This window comes from Solibacillus palustris (assembly GCF_022549215.1).
In the GTDB taxonomy this organism is placed as follows: Bacteria; Bacillota; Bacilli; order Bacillales_A; family Planococcaceae; genus Solibacillus; species Solibacillus daqui.
The window spans coordinates 1-16,707 of the sequence record NZ_JAKZFC010000004.1; the positions used below are offsets into that span (position 1 = coordinate 1).

Annotated in this window: 8 protein-coding genes; 7 read left to right on the plus strand and 1 reads right to left on the minus strand. The window is 30.3% G+C overall.

Translation table 11 applies throughout. From position 1 onward, the window contains the following. Positions 1–28 precede the first annotated feature (28 nt). The 7 genes from LZ480_RS11400 (at position 29) to LZ480_RS11430 (ending at position 16,095) form a co-directional block, all read left to right on the plus strand. Positions 29–4,639, plus strand: a complete 4,611-nt coding sequence (locus tag LZ480_RS11400; RefSeq protein WP_241369568.1) for a non-ribosomal peptide synthetase — start codon at positions 29–31, stop codon at positions 4,637–4,639. A gap of 486 nt (positions 4,640–5,125) precedes the next feature. Then, positions 5,126–8,959, plus strand: coding sequence for an amino acid adenylation domain-containing protein (locus LZ480_RS11405; protein ID WP_241369569.1), 3,834 nt, complete (start codon positions 5,126–5,128; stop codon positions 8,957–8,959). Positions 8,960–8,995: 36 nt separating this feature from the next. Then, entirely contained in the window at positions 8,996–11,305 is a 2,310-nt protein-coding gene (locus tag LZ480_RS11410; protein WP_241369570.1) for an ABC transporter permease, read from the plus strand. A 4-nt stretch (positions 11,306–11,309) separates the two neighbouring features. After that, on the plus strand, positions 11,310–12,068 hold the full coding sequence (locus LZ480_RS11415; RefSeq protein WP_241369571.1) for an ABC transporter ATP-binding protein: 759 nt from the start codon (positions 11,310–11,312) through the stop codon (positions 12,066–12,068). Positions 12,069–12,151: 83 nt separating this feature from the next. Beyond that, positions 12,152–13,468 (plus strand): MFS transporter, encoded by a 1,317-nt coding sequence (locus LZ480_RS11420; RefSeq protein ID WP_241369572.1) that lies wholly within the window; start codon positions 12,152–12,154, stop codon positions 13,466–13,468. Positions 13,469–13,957: 489 nt separating this feature from the next. After that, positions 13,958–14,653, plus strand: coding sequence for a 4'-phosphopantetheinyl transferase family protein (locus tag LZ480_RS11425; RefSeq protein ID WP_241369573.1), 696 nt, complete (start codon positions 13,958–13,960; stop codon positions 14,651–14,653). A 749-nt stretch (positions 14,654–15,402) separates the two neighbouring features. Then, positions 15,403–16,095, plus strand: coding sequence for a thioesterase II family protein (locus tag LZ480_RS11430; protein WP_241369574.1), 693 nt, complete (start codon positions 15,403–15,405; stop codon positions 16,093–16,095). A 99-nt stretch (positions 16,096–16,194) separates the two neighbouring features. On the opposite strand, the gene LZ480_RS19895 is transcribed toward LZ480_RS11430, so the two are convergent. Continuing rightward, positions 16,195–16,323 carry a hypothetical protein gene (locus LZ480_RS19895; protein WP_255731403.1) on the minus strand — a complete coding sequence of 43 codons (129 nt, stop codon included), beginning with the start codon at positions 16,321–16,323 and terminating at the stop codon, positions 16,195–16,197. Positions 16,324–16,707 lie beyond the last annotated feature (384 nt).

Below are 16,707 nucleotides of genomic sequence, written 5' to 3' on the forward strand. Positions count from 1 at the left end.
GATATTAGCAGGCAGAATTCATAAAGAGATGAATATAGATATTCCACTGAAAGAAATATTTAGTCGAGAAAACATAAAAGGTCTTAGTGAATATATCTTAACCAATAGTAAGAAACAATACGAAGAAATAGAAAAAGTAGAAGAAAAAGAGTACTATGAAGCATCCTCTGTACAAAAAAGAATGTATATGCTGCAAGAGTATGATAGAGATAGTATTGCCTATAATATGCCAGGAATTTTAGAGATAACAGGTAAACTGGATATAAATAGATTAAATAAAGCATTTGCAAAATTAATTGAAAGACATGAAACATTAAGGACAAGTTTTTATGCTAAAGAAGATAAGATTGTACAAAAAGTCCATTCAGCAGAAGAGATAAAATTTGAAACAGAAGAAGTAGAAGTTCAAAGTGAGGAAGAAATAAAAGTAAAAGCAAAGGAATTCATAAAACCATTTGACTTAGAGGAGGCTCCATTACTAAGAGTTTCTGTATTAAGTCCAGAGAAAGACAGACATATTATGCTATTTGATATGCATCACATAATATCGGACGGAGTTTCCTTGAGTATATTAACAAATGAATTTAGCGAGCTTTATGCAGGGAAAGATTTAGCAGAACTCAAGGTGCAATACAAGGATTATTCATCTTGGCAATTGAAGAAAAGAGAAGGTGAAGAATTTAGAAAACAGGAAGAATATTGGCTAAAGGAATTTAGTGGAGAGTTGCCAGTATTAAATCTACCTACGGACTACACAAGGCCAAAAGTGAAAGATTTTAGCGGCGAAAGTATCAGCTTTGTTTTGGATAAGGAAATAACAAAAAAATTAAAAAATATTGCTAAAGAAGCCAGCAGCACTCTGTACATGATTTTATTAGCTAACATTAATATTTTACTATCTAGATACAGCGGTCAAGAAGATATAGTAGTTGGAAGTGCAATAGCTGGAAGAAATCATAGAGACTTAGAAAACATAATTGGTATGTTTGTAAATACTTTAGCAATAAGAACTAATGTAGATAGTGAGATAAATTTTAAAGATTATTTGAAATCTGTTAGAGAAAAGACATTAAGTGCTTTTGAAAACCAAGACTACCAATTTGAAGAATTAGTTGAAAAGGCAGCAGTAAGTAGAGAATTAAATAGAAATCCAATATTTGATGTGATGTTTGTTCTACAAAACACGGAAGAAGAAAAGTTAGAAGCAGAGGATTTAACTTTTAAGCCTTATCATACAAGTTATGATGTGGAAAAATTCGATATAACAATTAATGCAGTAGAGGAAAATGATGAAATTAACTTTCATTTAAGTTATGCAACAAGCCTATATAAGCATGAAACTATAGAAAGAATGGTAAGTCATTTCTTAAATATAGTAAAAGAAATTGTAAGAAATTCTAAGGCTAAACTAAAGGATATAGAAATACTAGACGAAAATGAAAAGAATAAATTAATTGTAGAGTTTAATGATACGGTAACAGATTATCCAAGAGAAAAGGTAATACATGAATTATTTGAAGAACAAGTAAACAATGTACCAGATAATATTGCAGTGGTATTTGAGAACAAGAAACTAACATATAAAGAACTTAATGAAAGATCTAATTCCTTGGCAAGAGTTTTAAAAGAAAAAGGTGTAGGACCAGACGTTATTGTAGGAATAATAACAGAACGTTCGGTGGAAGTGATTGTAGGTATAATGGCTATACTAAAGGCAGGTGGAGCATATTTACCTATAGATTTTGAATATCCGCAAAATAGAATAAAATATATGATTGAAAACAGTAATATCAGAATACTATTAGCTCAAAATGATGTAAGAAAATATACTGATTTCGGTTGCGAGATATTGGATTTAAGCAATGAAAACTTATTCAGCGAAGATAATAGAAACCTTGACAACATACATTCGAGTAATCATTTAGCTTATGTTATATATACTTCGGGAACTACTGGAATACCAAAAGGTGTAGAAGTTATTCAAAGAAATGTAGTAAGACTTGTTAAAAATACTAACTATATAGAGATTAAGGATCATGATAAGATCCTTCAAACAGGTTCAATAGCTTTTGATGCATCAACCTTTGAAATTTGGGGAGCACTATTAAACGGGGCAACTTTACATCTAGTAAGTAATGAAATCATATTAAATGCCAATAACTTAGAACAATATTTATCAAAAAACAGAATAACGATCTTATGGTTAACATCAGCTTTATTTAATAAGTTAGTTGAAGATCATAACAATCTATTTAAATATCTAAAATACTTATTAGTTGGTGGGGATGTAGTTTCCTTAAAACATGTCATGATAGTAAAGAAACAAGCCCCAAATATTAAAGTGATTAATGGATACGGTCCAACTGAAAATACAACATTTTCAACGTACTATGAAATTTATGACACAACAAGTACACTACCTATTGGAAAGCCGATAGCAAATTCAACTGCTTATATTTTGGATAAACATAATAAATTAGTTCCAATTGGTGTGCCAGGAGAATTATGTGTTGGTGGAGATGGGGTTGCTAGAGGTTACTTGAATAATGAGGAATTAACTAAAGCTAAATTTGTAAAGAATCCATATAAGTATGGAGAAAAACTGTATAGAACGGGAGATATAACAAGGTGGTTACCGGACGGTAATATAGAGTTTTTAGGAAGAATAGATAAGCAAGTTAAAATTAGAGGCTTTAGAATAGAGCTTGACGGAATTGAAAATAGATTATCAGAAATAGTAGGAATAAAAGCAGCAGTAGTAGTAGATAAGGGTGAAGCTGAGAATAAGTATTTATGCGCTTATTATGTGGCAGAAAAGGAGTATAGTGTAGCTGAATTAAGAGAAAATCTAAAAAATAATTTACCAGACTATATGATACCATCATACTTTATAAAGTTAAAGGAAATGCCTTTAACATCCAATGGTAAAGTAGATAGGAGGTCATTACCAGAACCAGAAGGAGAAATCAATACAGGAGCAGAATATGAAGCTCCAAGAAATGAATTGGAAAAGCAATTGGTAACCGTATGGGAAAGTGTTCTGGGATTAAATCATATAGGAATTAATGATGATTTTTTTGTATTAGGCGGGCATTCTTTAAAAGCAACAAAATTAGTAGGTAGAATTCATAAGGAGTTAAATGTACAAGTTCCATTAAAAGAAGTTTTTAATTTCAGAAGTATCAAAGGACTCAGTGAATATATAGTAGCTGCTGGCAAAGAAGAATATAAGTCTATAGGTTTAGCTGAGAAAAAGGATTATTATGAAGTTTCATCAGCACAAAAGAGAATGTATATTTTACAAGAATTTGATAAAGACAGTATAGCTTATAATATTCCAATGGCTGTAGAAATCGCTGGTGATTTTCAATTAGAAAGAATGAACGAAATATTTTTGGAGTTAATGAACAGGCATGAAACCTTAAGAACAACTTTTCATACTAAAAACCGAGAAATAGTACAACTAATTCACAGTATAGAAGAGATTCAGTTCAACATTGATAAAATGGATCTTAGTGATAAAGATGAAGTAATTAAAGAGGATCAATTACGAGAGCGAATTAAAGAATTTGTAAAACCATTTGATTTGGAAAAACTTCCATTATTCAGAGTATCTATCATACGATTAGAAAAAAATGAATTTTTAATGTTGCTGGATATGCATCATATTATTTCAGATGGAACTTCAATGGCAATCCTAACAAAAGAGTTTGCCGACTTATATGCAAATAAAAAATTAGAAGACTTAAGGATTCAATATAAAGATTATTCTACATGGCAGCTAAATCGCAGGAAAAAAATAGAGTTTAAAAGGCAAGAAGAGTATTGGTTAAAAGAGTTTAGTGGTACCATACCAACATTAAATTTGCCTACCGTGGATTATACTAGACCTGAAATTAATCATTTTAATGGGGATAATATACAATTTATTTTGGATAAAGAAACCACTCATAACATAATTGAGGTTGCCAAAGAAACAGGAAGTACTCTATATATGATTCTATTAGCTAATATCAATATATTGTTATCAAAGTATAGTGGACAAGAGGAAATCATAGTTGGAACACCAATAGCCGGTAGAAATCATAGAGATTTAGAAAACTTAGTGGGAATGTTTGTAAACACCTTGGCTATAAGGACTATGGTGAAAGAAGAATTAAGCTTTAAGGACTATTTGAAAATGGTTAAAGAAAAGACATTAAAAGCTTATGAAAACCAAGATTATCAATTTGAAGAATTAGTTGATAAGGTAGATGCCAGACGTTCACTAAATAAAAATCCAATATTTGATATTATGTTTGTACTACAAAATTTTGAAGAAAGCAGCATTAAACTAGATAATATAACGTTAAAACCATATGACTTAAATGGTTTTGAAAATACTGGAAGGTTTGACATAACGATAGAAGCTTTTCAAAGTGATGATGAAATTCACTTTAAAGTAAGTTATTTAACTAGTTTATATGATCAACAAACGATAGAAAGAATGGTTCAATTACTACAAGATTTAATGAAATTAACAAGTACTAATTTAGGCAAAGTAATAGGTGATATTGAGTTATTGACTAATGATGAGAAAAGCTTTTTTGAAAAGGAAGTTGACTACTACAATTCAAACGAATTTGAATTCACATTTTAAAAGATTAGCGGCTTAAAAACAGAAAGGAGGATAAATGGGGAAGATAAAGAATATTGAATATAATTATAGGTCAAGATTATGAAAAAGTTAACTTAAGAATGTAGACATGTTTATTCAAAGAAGTCATTAGTAAGAAAAAAATAATAAAAGCTTATGTATATCAATCAATCTTTTGATATGCATGAGCTTTACACTTCAAAGGAATTTTTTAATAAGGTTAATGTTTATTATTGCATGAAGAATATTATGTATTTAATTTTTCCTTTATGGATCAATTAGATAAATCAATTGTGCTCCTTTTCGATAAACCGTCACTTAATAACAACTATTCTAGAATAAGTTGGGTTCAAAAGAAGTCAATTATACAATGATTTTGGCACAATCTTGGGGAAATATGAAATCTGACTTAATTGACAAGAAAGAACTATTGACTAATGAAGAAAAAGCTTTTTTGCGGCTTAGAATCCTGAAAGGGGATATGGTTTTATGAATAACAATGTGAAAGCAAGAGAATATTGGAACAAAATGATAGGTGAAGATTACGAAAAAGTAAACTTCAATAAAGAATACAATGGGAATAAAAGGGAGAATAATCAGGTTGAATTGAAACTAGCCCCAGAGAAATCGGAGTATTTATTAAAAATCTGTAAGAATGATGACATGCTTATTCACATGTTTATCCTAACAGTACTTAAAGTAGTATTAACTAAATATTTACAAAGCACAAAATTAGTCATTGGAATTCCACAATATATTAAAAAAAGTGATGTAGAGAGTAATAACCCATTTATCGTTTTAAATAATAAAATGAATATAGAAGATTCATTTAAAGAAGTCATTAATAATACAAAAAAGCAAATGTTAGAAGCTTATGTATATCAATTTTTTGATATAAATGAGCTTTATACCTCTAAGAATTTTTATCAAAAGGTGAATATATATTATTGCATGAAGAATATTCATAGCAAAAGTCAGATAGACAATATTCTTAGTTTAAATGAAAACGAGCTTACATTAGTTTTAGATAAAAATAATAACGAAATTGAGCTAACGTTTCATTACTGGGATCAATCACTATCCACTGACGTTAAAATAATTGGAAATATTTTTGAAAATGTATTAGATACTATTTTAAAAAATATATCAATACAGGTAAAAGATATAGAAATAGTAAGTAATGATGAAAAGCAAAAACTATTAGTCGAGTTCAATGATACAAAAATAACCTATTCAGAAAATAAAACCATACCTCAATTGTTTGAGGAACAAGTAGAAAAAACGCCTAATCATATAGCGATAGCATATGTTGGTGAGAAATTAACGTATAAAGAACTTAATGAAAAAGCGAATGCTTTTGCGCGAGTGTTAAAAGAAAAGGGCGTTGGTCCAGAGGTAATAGTTGCGGTTATGGTAAATCGGTCAATAGAAATGGTTATAGGGATGATGGCTGTATTAAAAGCAGGTGGAGCATACTTACCAATTGACCCTAAATATCCACAAAATAGAATTGAATATATGCTAAAAAATAGTGGAGTAAAAATCTTATTAACACAAAGTAGCTTAATAAACCTGTGTAAATTTGGGTGTGAAGTAATCGATTTAAATAATGAAAAGTTATATCAAGGAGATAATAGCAATTTTCATGAAATAACAAATAATACAAATCTAGCATATGTCATATTTACCTCTGGAACAACTGGAAATCCTAAGGGGGTTGCTATAGAGCATAAGGGAATAATAAATTTAACAAATACCTTTAAAAAAGACTTTGGGATCAATTCCAATTTGAAGATATTACAATTTGCAAGTATATCTTTTGATGCCTTTGCTTGGGAACTATATATGGCTGTTTTGTTTGGAGCAGAATTACATATTACAACCGAAGAAATCATAATGAATCCAATAAAATTAAGTCAATATATAAAGGATCATGAGATAAATATATTAACAGTGCCGCCATTTGTAGCCAATGAACTAGATTTTGAAGATTCTAAAGTTGAATTGATTATTACAGCTGGAAGTGATGCAAAAAGGAATATGGTTAGCAAGCTTTCTAAAAAAAGTAGATATATCAATGCTTATGGACCAACTGAATGTACAATTTGTGCAACCATGTGGAAGTCTGAAAGTGAAGAATGTAACACAATTCCAATTGGAAAACCTATAAGGAATACAAGGGTTTATATCGTTGATAAGGAACATCATTTGTTGCCAACAGGTGTAGCAGGTGAGTTATGCATTAGTGGAGATGGAATTGCTAGAGGTTACTTAGCTAATCAAGCCTTAACCGATCAAAAATTTGTGAATAACCCCTTTGAGTTAGGTAAGAAAATGTACAAAACAGGTGATTTAGCAAGATGGTTACCTGATGGAAACATAGAGTTTTTAGGAAGAATAGACCATCAAGTGAAAATAAGAGGGTTCAGAATTGAGCTTCCAGAGATAGAAAATCGGTTGTTGGAAATTGAAGGTGTTAAAGAGGTAATTGTTTTAGATAAAGGCGATAGTGAGAGTAAATATGTATGTGCCTATTATGTATCAGAAAAAACATATAAGGTAAATGAGCTGAGAGAAGAACTAAAAAAATATTTGCCGGATTATATGATACCTTCGTATTTTATAAAACTAAGTGAAATGCCTCTAACCACCAATGGAAAAATTGATAGAAAAGCATTACCGGGACCAAATAGTGAAATTAATACAGGTGCAATATATGAAGAACCAAGAAATGAAATTGAAAATGTATTAGTAAAAGTATGGGAGCAAGTGTTAGGAGTTAATAGAATAAGTATTAGTGATAATTATTTTAGTTTAGGTGGGAACTCACTAAATGCTATCAAGATAGCTTCAATACTTCAAGAAGAGAACATAACTATTACACTAAGCGATATATTTATGTATCAGGATATAAAAAGTATTTGTAATAATTACGTTGCACAACATAACGATAATGATCAAAGTAATGATTCTAATGATTCAGATATGACTGATGAATGTAATAGTGAGGCATTTATACAAGGATATATAGACTTGACTAGAAATAAAGTAAACACAGAATATCATGAATTTACAAAAAAAATAATAAATAGAAACGTAATGAATAAATACAAACTTGCAGAAATACAAAAAATGAGTCAAAAAATAGGTTTGACAAAGTCAGGAACAAAAGTCGAATTTAATTTCGAAGTAGATATACAAAGATTGGAAAGTGCAGTAAGTTCTTTAATAAATCGAGAGGAGATGCTTAGAGCGGCAATAGTAGAAAAACAATCTGAGATGTATTTATATGAATACGATACGATAGAAAATGTAAAATTGCCATATCTAGATTTAAGTAAAATAGAGAAAGATAAAAGAGCATTTGTATTAAAGGAAGTAATAAAAGATATAAATATAAAGGTCCATGAAAATAGTAATTATACAAAAAATAAAATTTACTATGCGTTTATCCTAGTTAAAAATGCAAGTAATAGATTTGTTTTATATCTGATGGTAAATCACTTAATATTTGATGGTATGAGTTCAGAAATAGTAAAGAATTTAATCTATAAAGAGTATATGAATGATGGCAGCAACAGATTACAGAGAGATTCTAAAGCTACTTATTTGGATTATATAAATCAAATTAAAAAAGGCCCTCAAGAGATTATGGAAGAAGATATAATAAAGGAATTTAATTTAAATGAGTTTGAGGAAGTTTCTAAAATTTACAACGAAAAGTTAACTGAAATAAAACATAAATTAGTTTTTAAACAACTTGAATTTGATGTACCGCACGAGATTTTAAATAATCAGGATCAGATGTGGGAATTTGCGTTTGGAAAATTTATTGAAATTTATAGAAAAAATTTAGATATAGTGAATTTACCAGTAAGCATTTTAAACATGGGAAGAAGATTTGGAGAAAAAAATTACTTCACAGTAATTGGAGAATTTTTAGATATTGTTCCATACACTTGTACAAAAGGTGATTCTAACTTAGGAAATATAAGTAGCATTATGAAATTAGCAGGTGAAAAGAATATAAATTTTTTAACTATAATGAAGGATGAGGAATTATCAAAAAAGTATAAAAAAGTTGGTCGAATTTTAAATCAATCTAAAATTATGGACTTTGATGTACCAATATTTAATTATTTGGGAGTATATAATGCTGATTATAAAATAGCACAATTGTTTCAATTAAGTGATGATACTAAGCATACTAAAGAAGTTAAAACGCAAAGAGGAGCTAATTGCTATGTAAGCGAGAATAAATTAATCATGTTTATTGATATATTAGAAGATATACCTGGTAATAAAGTGCTAGTAACCATCTAGTAATGTCATTCAACTTTTTTAAGGAGAAAAATTATAATGTGGAAGAAAAAAATTAGAAATAGCAAACTATCATTTGTGTTAATTGCCGTAATATTAATGGTTACCTCTGGCTTACTTTCAACATCTCGTATCTTTATAGATAGTATAAATAGTTCCATAACAGATTACTATAGTAACCCTGCGTTTCCTGATGTATATTTATTTAATTCATCAGATAAAGAATTGGAAATGCTCGAAGAACAAGCTGGTGAAGGAAAACTAATAAAAGATTTCCAAGAATACAAAGCCATGTATTCATCCATGAACATAAATAAATGGAACCATGAAAAGTTTAATGAAGATAGAAACCTTATCATATCTATAAAAGATATAGAAGATTTAAACTGGAAATTAACAATTTTAGAGGGAGAACACTTGTCGTCCCCAGAAGCAGGGGAGATTTGGATTTCTAAAATATTAGCAGATAAGAAAGGCTTGAAATTGAATGATGTTATTGAAATTGATAAAGCGGGTGAAAGTCAGTTTAAAATTTCGGCCATAATAAATGATTCACAAAATTCATCCTTAGCTAATCCTGCCAAAATAATGTATATCAATGAAAGAGATGTTCAGTTGTTCGATGAAGAAGTTAGAGGGGGATTTGTTGTATTCAAATATGCAAGTGAAAAGGAAGCTGTGGCGGATTATCTTCATGAGAATTTTACAAGTAATGAATATTATATGGAAAAGTATTATCTCATATTAAATCAACTAGCTGATACTGGTTTAGTATCGGTTATTATGACTTTTGCAGGTATATTAACGTTAATAAGTGGGATTATTGTCGTCTTATTTACTTTGAAAAGTAATTTAATGAAAGAAATTAAATCGATTGGAACTTACAAAGCACTAGGATTTACGGCATCCGCAATCAAGAAAATATATAGTAAAGCTTATCTTTTTGTAGGTATTATTTCAACATCGATCGGTGTGGCCATTAGTTTTCCAGCGGCTTATATTTTACAAAAAAACATCCTGAAGTATTTTGGTGATTTTGGATATAATAGTAGATATTTTATTATAGGTGGAATAATCATCGTACTCTTTAATGTGATTATTCAAATATTTGTGGCTTTAGAATTAAGAAAAATTAATAAAATATCACCAGTAGAAGCAATTTCGGTCACGAACACTCCCAAAAGCGGTAAAAGAAGTTGGACCCTATTTAAACATACAAATAACCCGATTGCGTTATCCATTAATGATATATTAAAAAATAAAAGATTATCATTAAACGTATGTATCATAACCACCATCTACATGTTTACTACGTTACTTTTTATCAATACGGATCATATGTTTGCCGTTTCAAAAGATCATGCAAACATTTGGCTCAATCTACATAAAACATCGGCCACCATAAATACCAACATCACATCTCAAGAAATGGAAACTGAGATTATAGATTATTTTATTAACGACAAACGAGTTGAACATTATGGGTATGGACTCTATCTAAATGCTGGGAATTATATAAAATACGATAGTGAAAAGTATGGTGTATTGGATGTTTATGCGATTGAATCTTTTTCAACGTATGATCATTTAGGATTTGAAATTTATGAAGGTAGATTACCAGAAAAATATAATGAAATCAATATAAGTCTTCAAATGTTAAGGGATACAAATTTGAAAATTGGCGACAAAATGAACTTTAAGATTCATAGTAAAGATGAAGAATTTTTAATAGTAGGGTCTTTTGGCAGCATAAAATATGGCGGGCGTAATGTAAGGCTGCTAAATGAAGCGATGGAACACTATAACTTAAAACCCTATTATAACACCGTAGCTGTTCAGTTGAAAAATCAAGAATCTTATGATGATTTCAAAAAAGATTTTGAACTTCATTTCAAGGATACATTAGTACAAGCTAATTTAGGAAATTATAATGAGCTACTGAATGATATGACTTCTATGGTACCCCCGGTAGTATCGACAATCTCGATTTTCATGCTTATCCTCAGTGCTTTGAATATCATTTCAATCATTGCCATCATTATTATAGATGAAAGAAGGAATTTGGGAATTCAAAAGGCATTAGGGTTTACAAGTAAGTTTCTTAAGGTCAGGATACTTTCGAGAATTGCCATCTTAACAACAATAGGTATAGCTGTCGCTATATTCATTCACAATGGGATATCAAAACCACTAATTGAACTTGTCATCACGAGTCCTAATGCGATCATTTTTTCACCTTTAAAAACCATCATATACTGTGCTCTTATCTTTATCGTAATGTTAATATTTGCATTTTTAGGAACTTCAAAAGTAGAACGTATAAATGCCATAGAATTAATGGAGGAGTAAGAAAATGAAGAGAGCGATCATCAAAACAACCCATTTATGTAAAAGCTTTAGTATAGGGAAAGAAAAATTAGATATTATTAATAATATGAATTTAGAGATATACGAGGGTGACTTTACCATTATCATGGGGAGCTCCGGTGCAGGAAAATCAACATTGCTTTATGCGATAAGCACAATGGACCAATATAGTCAGGGAAAGGTAGAGCTTCTTGGCAAAGATATAACCTCTTTCAATGAAAATCAAATTGCTAAAATCAGAAAAAACGATATGGCATTTATTTTTCAAGGAATTAATTTATTACCTGATATGACTTTATTTGAGAATGTGTCTTTCAATGGATACAGCCCATCAAAAAGCAAAAAATCAGTCAATCAAAAAGCACAATTGTTATTAAAAAAATTAGGTTTAGAAAAGGATGTATATAAATATCCATCTGAAGTATCTGGTGGGCAAAAACAGCGAACGGCAATAGCTAGAGCCTTGATCAATGAGCCTAAAATTATTTTTGCGGATGAGCCAACAGGAGCTTTGAATTCATCCATGGGAATGGTCGTTCTTGATATATTAACACAACTGAATAACGAAGGACAAAGTATTGTCATGGTAACGCATGACTTAAAAGCAGCATCGAGAGGAAATAGGATCTTATATTTAAAAGATGGAAGAATAGATGGAGAATTGAGTTTAGATCATTTAGGAGAAGGTAGTTTAAAAGAAAGGGAGGAAGTTGTATATAAGTTCTTAAATGAAAAAAATTGGTGATTAATAATTAAATGATGCATAGGCCATAAAAATAAAAACGAAGTGTCATATTGGATACTTTTGTTATGAGGAAGATGAATAGTATGGAAAAGGCATTCCAAAATGAAATAATTACAATTACAGATGAAAAAAGTATCAATCGAATGGTTACAAAGAATGTGTTTATACTTATTCTTGGTCAGTTAGTTTCTTTACTTGGAAGCAGCATTTATAGTTTTGCAATGGGATTGTATATTTTAAGTACGACAGGCTCGGGATTGTACTTTTCTATTACTATAGCATTAGGAGTTATACCAAAAATTATATTTGGACCAATCTCAGGTGTTGTTGCGGATAGAGTTGATAGGAAAAAGATGGTTGTAATTATGGATATATTAAGCGGAATTGTTATTATTGCTATATTTGCATTAAGCAGTTTCGATAGCTTGAGATTAATATATATATATATATCAACCTTTTTAATAGCAACATGTACTATTTTTTCTGAAACACCAATGGAAGCTTCCATTCCAAATTTGGTAGATGAAAAAAGACTAACGAAAGTTACTTCTCTAAATCAGGCTGTTTTATCCATTTCAAGCATTGCAGGACCTAGTATTGGTGGAGTAGTTTATGCTTTAATTGATATTAGACTGTTTTTATTATTCAATGGAATATCTTTTATTTTTGCAGGTTTAATGGAAATTTTCCTAGATTTTAAGGTTAAGAATAAAATATATGGTATCGATAAAAAAAGTAATAAAGATAATGATGATTGTGTAAAAAACACCTTTATAGAAGATTTTAAAGAAGGAATTGCCTATATTAGGTCACAGACATGGTTAGTCGTATTAGGAAGTTTTACAGTGTTTTTTAATATGTTCTTTATAATTGGAATTACCGTCACGGTACCTTATATATCTGTTAATATTTGGGGTTTTTCATCGAGTCAACTAGGTATATTAGAGGCTATGTTTCCTTTAGGTATGCTTATTGGTACAGTTATAACGTTTTTATTACCAGAGGCTAAAAGTAATTATAAAAGGATAATGAGCTGTATAGCAGTCGCTTCAATTGGAATGCTTTTTACTGGGATTTTGACATGCGATTTGATCATTACTCTGGATACTATTTTATATTTTATCATTTCAATTATTATATTTATCATTCTGGCAATATGTTCAGTTTCATATAACATACCTTTTTTTGTATCACTACAAAAGAATGTGCCAAATGAAATGTTAGGCAGAGTAAGAAGTGTAATCTTAACCTTTGTTACGGGGTTAACTCCAGTAGGTGCAGTTATTGGAGGAGTTTTAGTAGATATAGTATCTCCATGGTTATTACCAATGGTATGTGGAATTATTATGGTGGTACTTACAATTATGATGAGTAGAATGAAAGCACTAAAGGATATTTAAGGCGTACCCCTATCATTCATATAGTTCATTTCTGCCCAAAAGTTTCCGTCACAATTTTCTAGTGGACAGCAACAAAGAGTAGATTTTGCTAGAGCTTGTGATAAATGAACTACAGATTGTTTTGGCAGTCGAGCCTACGAGAATCCTGATTATAAGTAATGTGTGTATGTTACTGGATGTATTAAAGAGAATCAATATTGAAAAATGTAAAACGGTCATTTAAGGTATGTATAATACAAATATGTAATTATATGTTGAATGGTTAATAAAAATACGTGATGGTAGGGTTAAAGTAGATAGTATATTTATAATTAAACTTATTGTAAAAGTCATATTAATTAAAAAGTCTTGAGAATCCTATTCATGGCTGTCACGAAATTTACATCATTAATAGGGATTTTTCTCTTGCTTTTTATATTTCTTTATTGGGAGACACTCAAAAATGGCGCGAGCCATTGATACATCAACATTTATAGAGGGAGGTTAGAAATGCTAGATTCAAAGTCAATTATCTATGCATTAAAAATAGATTTTAATATTGAGCAAACTCAATACAATCAATTATTAACAAAACTCACATGCGAGAGACAAAGAAAGGTGAAACAATTTCGAAAAAGAGAGGATGCTATCCGATGTATTTTTGCTGATATATTGGCAAGATATGTTGTCCATAAATTTAATGGATGCACGGTAGATGAAGTCCAAAAGAAGGTAGGGGTAAATGGTAAACCAATCTTAACTTTCCCAAGGAACGTACATTTTAATGTATCACACGCTGGGATTTGGCTTGTATGTATAGTAGATGAAAAGCCAGTAGGAATCGATATTGAAAGAATTCAGGAAATTGACATCGATATTGCACAAAGCTTTTTTACTAAAGAAGAATATGCTTACATAATATATCCAATGACAATAGATGAACAGCAAAAGCGTTTTTTCCAAATTTGGACTATGAAGGAATGCTATGTTAAAGCAACTGGAGAGGGTCTAAGTAAGAATTTGCTTTCCTTTTCCGTACATTTTAATAATCAATACAGTCCCACAATCATAGATAATTCTATCAAGCAACAACTTGATTGGCAATTTGAACAATATATGATAGATGAAAGTTACATTCTATCAGTAGCAAGTCATAAAAAATCTAAAAAAATTAAATTTTTGGAATCGGGAATATTTTTAAATTAATATTGGGGCATTCCTGTTAGAAAGAATTTCAGGGGCTTGAAATAGAAAAAGTCCTCTTGTATGATGCTTGAGTATTAAACGCTAAATTGACTCATACCCATACTGGAGGATTCCATACATGTAATCTAATATGAATCAAAAAATTATTTAAGTTTCTAAAATACGCTTGTGATCGGGATTGATATCCCCAAACATAAACACTATTCTTGTGTGATTGAAAACTGAAGAAGTGGCTTTAAAAATCTTTTCCGTGTTCACAAACATGTGATGTATTGAATCTTATTATGGAAAAGACCAAGCAAGCGCATAATAAAACAACTGAAATTCTCGTTTGTTTTGAGCCTAATAACAACTACTGGATGAATTCAGCTGCTTATCTAAGTGGGTATGGCGGCATCCCATATGTCATGGTGAATCCTCATCACGTCAATCGTTTAAAGGAGTTTAACCATAACATTCGAACGGAGAATGACCAAAAATGCGCTTGTTATTACCCGCTTAATGGGTGAAGGATGCTTCAGTTACCCAAGACTTCTTGAAGGGATTGAAGCAGGAAGCAGCACTCACGCGAGGAAGAACAGCAAGCCTTATTACGGAAAACTTGATGTGTTTTTATCCTGGTGGTGTAGTATAAAAGAAGTGAGCTTAGCTTGAAAAGAGTTGGGTATAAGCAGCCAAAATAATTTTGACACCCAGGATGGTGTGAGCCATTGATATATCAACATTTAAATAGGAAGGGTATGGACAATATGACAAAAACAACATTGATATGTTTCCCTTATGCAGGTGGGTCTTCTGCAATATATAAGCCAATTGACGGATTTTTATCAGAAAAAATAGAACTTGTCACCATGGAACTTCCCGGGCGGGGTAGTCGTTTTTCAGAAAAAACATTTACTACTATTGATGAGATGGTAAATGATGCTTTACTTTGGTTCAATGAAAATCAACCCCGAAACTATGCGCTTCTTGGCTATAGCATGGGCAGTATAGTTGCATATGAGTTTTATTATAAAATATTACAAAATAGATTTAAGCCGCCTCTACATATGTTTTTAGCAGCCTGTGAACCTGTGGGAGTTAAAAGAAAACCAAAGGGTATTGCACAAATGTCAGATTCAGAGTTTATAAATTTTTTAATGAATATGAATGGCACTCCAAAAGAGGTTTTTGCTAATCAAGAACTACTTGATATCATAATTCCTAGTATTCGTGCAGACTTTTTAGCCGTTGATGAATATAATTATAAACCACGTAATTTACAAATAGGTTGTGATGTTACAGTATTTGCTGGAGAAGATGATAGTATCTCAAGAGAAAATATTCTATTGTGGGATAAATATGTTCGAAACGGTTGTAAATATAAATTCTTTAAGGGAGATCATTTTTTTATTAGAGATTCACATAACGAAATTGCTGAGATTATTAATAAAGCTCTGTAATTTTGAGTGTAGATGAGCCTTTAAGTTTTGGATTGTCAGCACTAGACCCAATTATATAAAATAAGAAATCAGGAAATTTTCGAGGTATTTGTAGAAAAATTACAAGCTACTATTAAATCTAATTATCAAATAACTACGAGTGATGAATTGTATAGGGGTGTTAACTCCTATTGGTGCAATTAATACCCAAGCAATTATTTTCCATTTAGTAGTTTGGTCTAATGTCATATAAAACCTCCTATTTTAATCCTAATATTCGATAAAAACTAACTACTTCAAATAGGATTATTTTTTATTATATCTTGAGTATTAATAAAAATGAACCCAAACACTGCTTTAGGAACAATGTTATGTACAACTCGCGGAAAAATACAGCGTAATAAAATTGCTGTTAAAACGAAACAAGAAGACAATATCTTACGCTTTATGACTTAAAGTCCGCAAATTTAGATTATGGTTATTTCCACCCTGGTGGATTAATGTAAATACAAGTTTCTAAAATTAAATAACTTTAAATTTTAGTTCTTATAAGTTATTAGGTGAGTATACAGGTAAAACTTCGTATTTTGATCAAACTTTGTTCGAAATACGAAGTTTTTTTATCCGGAAATT

Bases quoted from the DNA above. Each gene is read 5' to 3' on its own strand.
- LZ480_RS11400 (WP_241369568.1), top strand. From the start codon at position 29: ATGAATATAGATATTCCACTGAAAGAAATATTTAGTCGAGAAAACATA.
- LZ480_RS11405 (WP_241369569.1), top strand. From the start codon at position 5,126: ATGAATAACAATGTGAAAGCAAGAGAATATTGGAACAAAATGATAGGT.
- LZ480_RS11410 (WP_241369570.1), top strand. From the start codon at position 8,996: ATGTGGAAGAAAAAAATTAGAAATAGCAAACTATCATTTGTGTTAATT.
- LZ480_RS11415 (WP_241369571.1), top strand. From the start codon at position 11,310: ATGAAGAGAGCGATCATCAAAACAACCCATTTATGTAAAAGCTTTAGT.
- LZ480_RS11420 (WP_241369572.1), top strand. From the start codon at position 12,152: ATGGAAAAGGCATTCCAAAATGAAATAATTACAATTACAGATGAAAAA.
- LZ480_RS11425 (WP_241369573.1), top strand. From the start codon at position 13,958: ATGCTAGATTCAAAGTCAATTATCTATGCATTAAAAATAGATTTTAAT.
- LZ480_RS11430 (WP_241369574.1), top strand. From the start codon at position 15,403: ATGACAAAAACAACATTGATATGTTTCCCTTATGCAGGTGGGTCTTCT.
- LZ480_RS19895 (WP_255731403.1), bottom strand. From the start codon at position 16,323: ATGACATTAGACCAAACTACTAAATGGAAAATAATTGCTTGGGTATTA.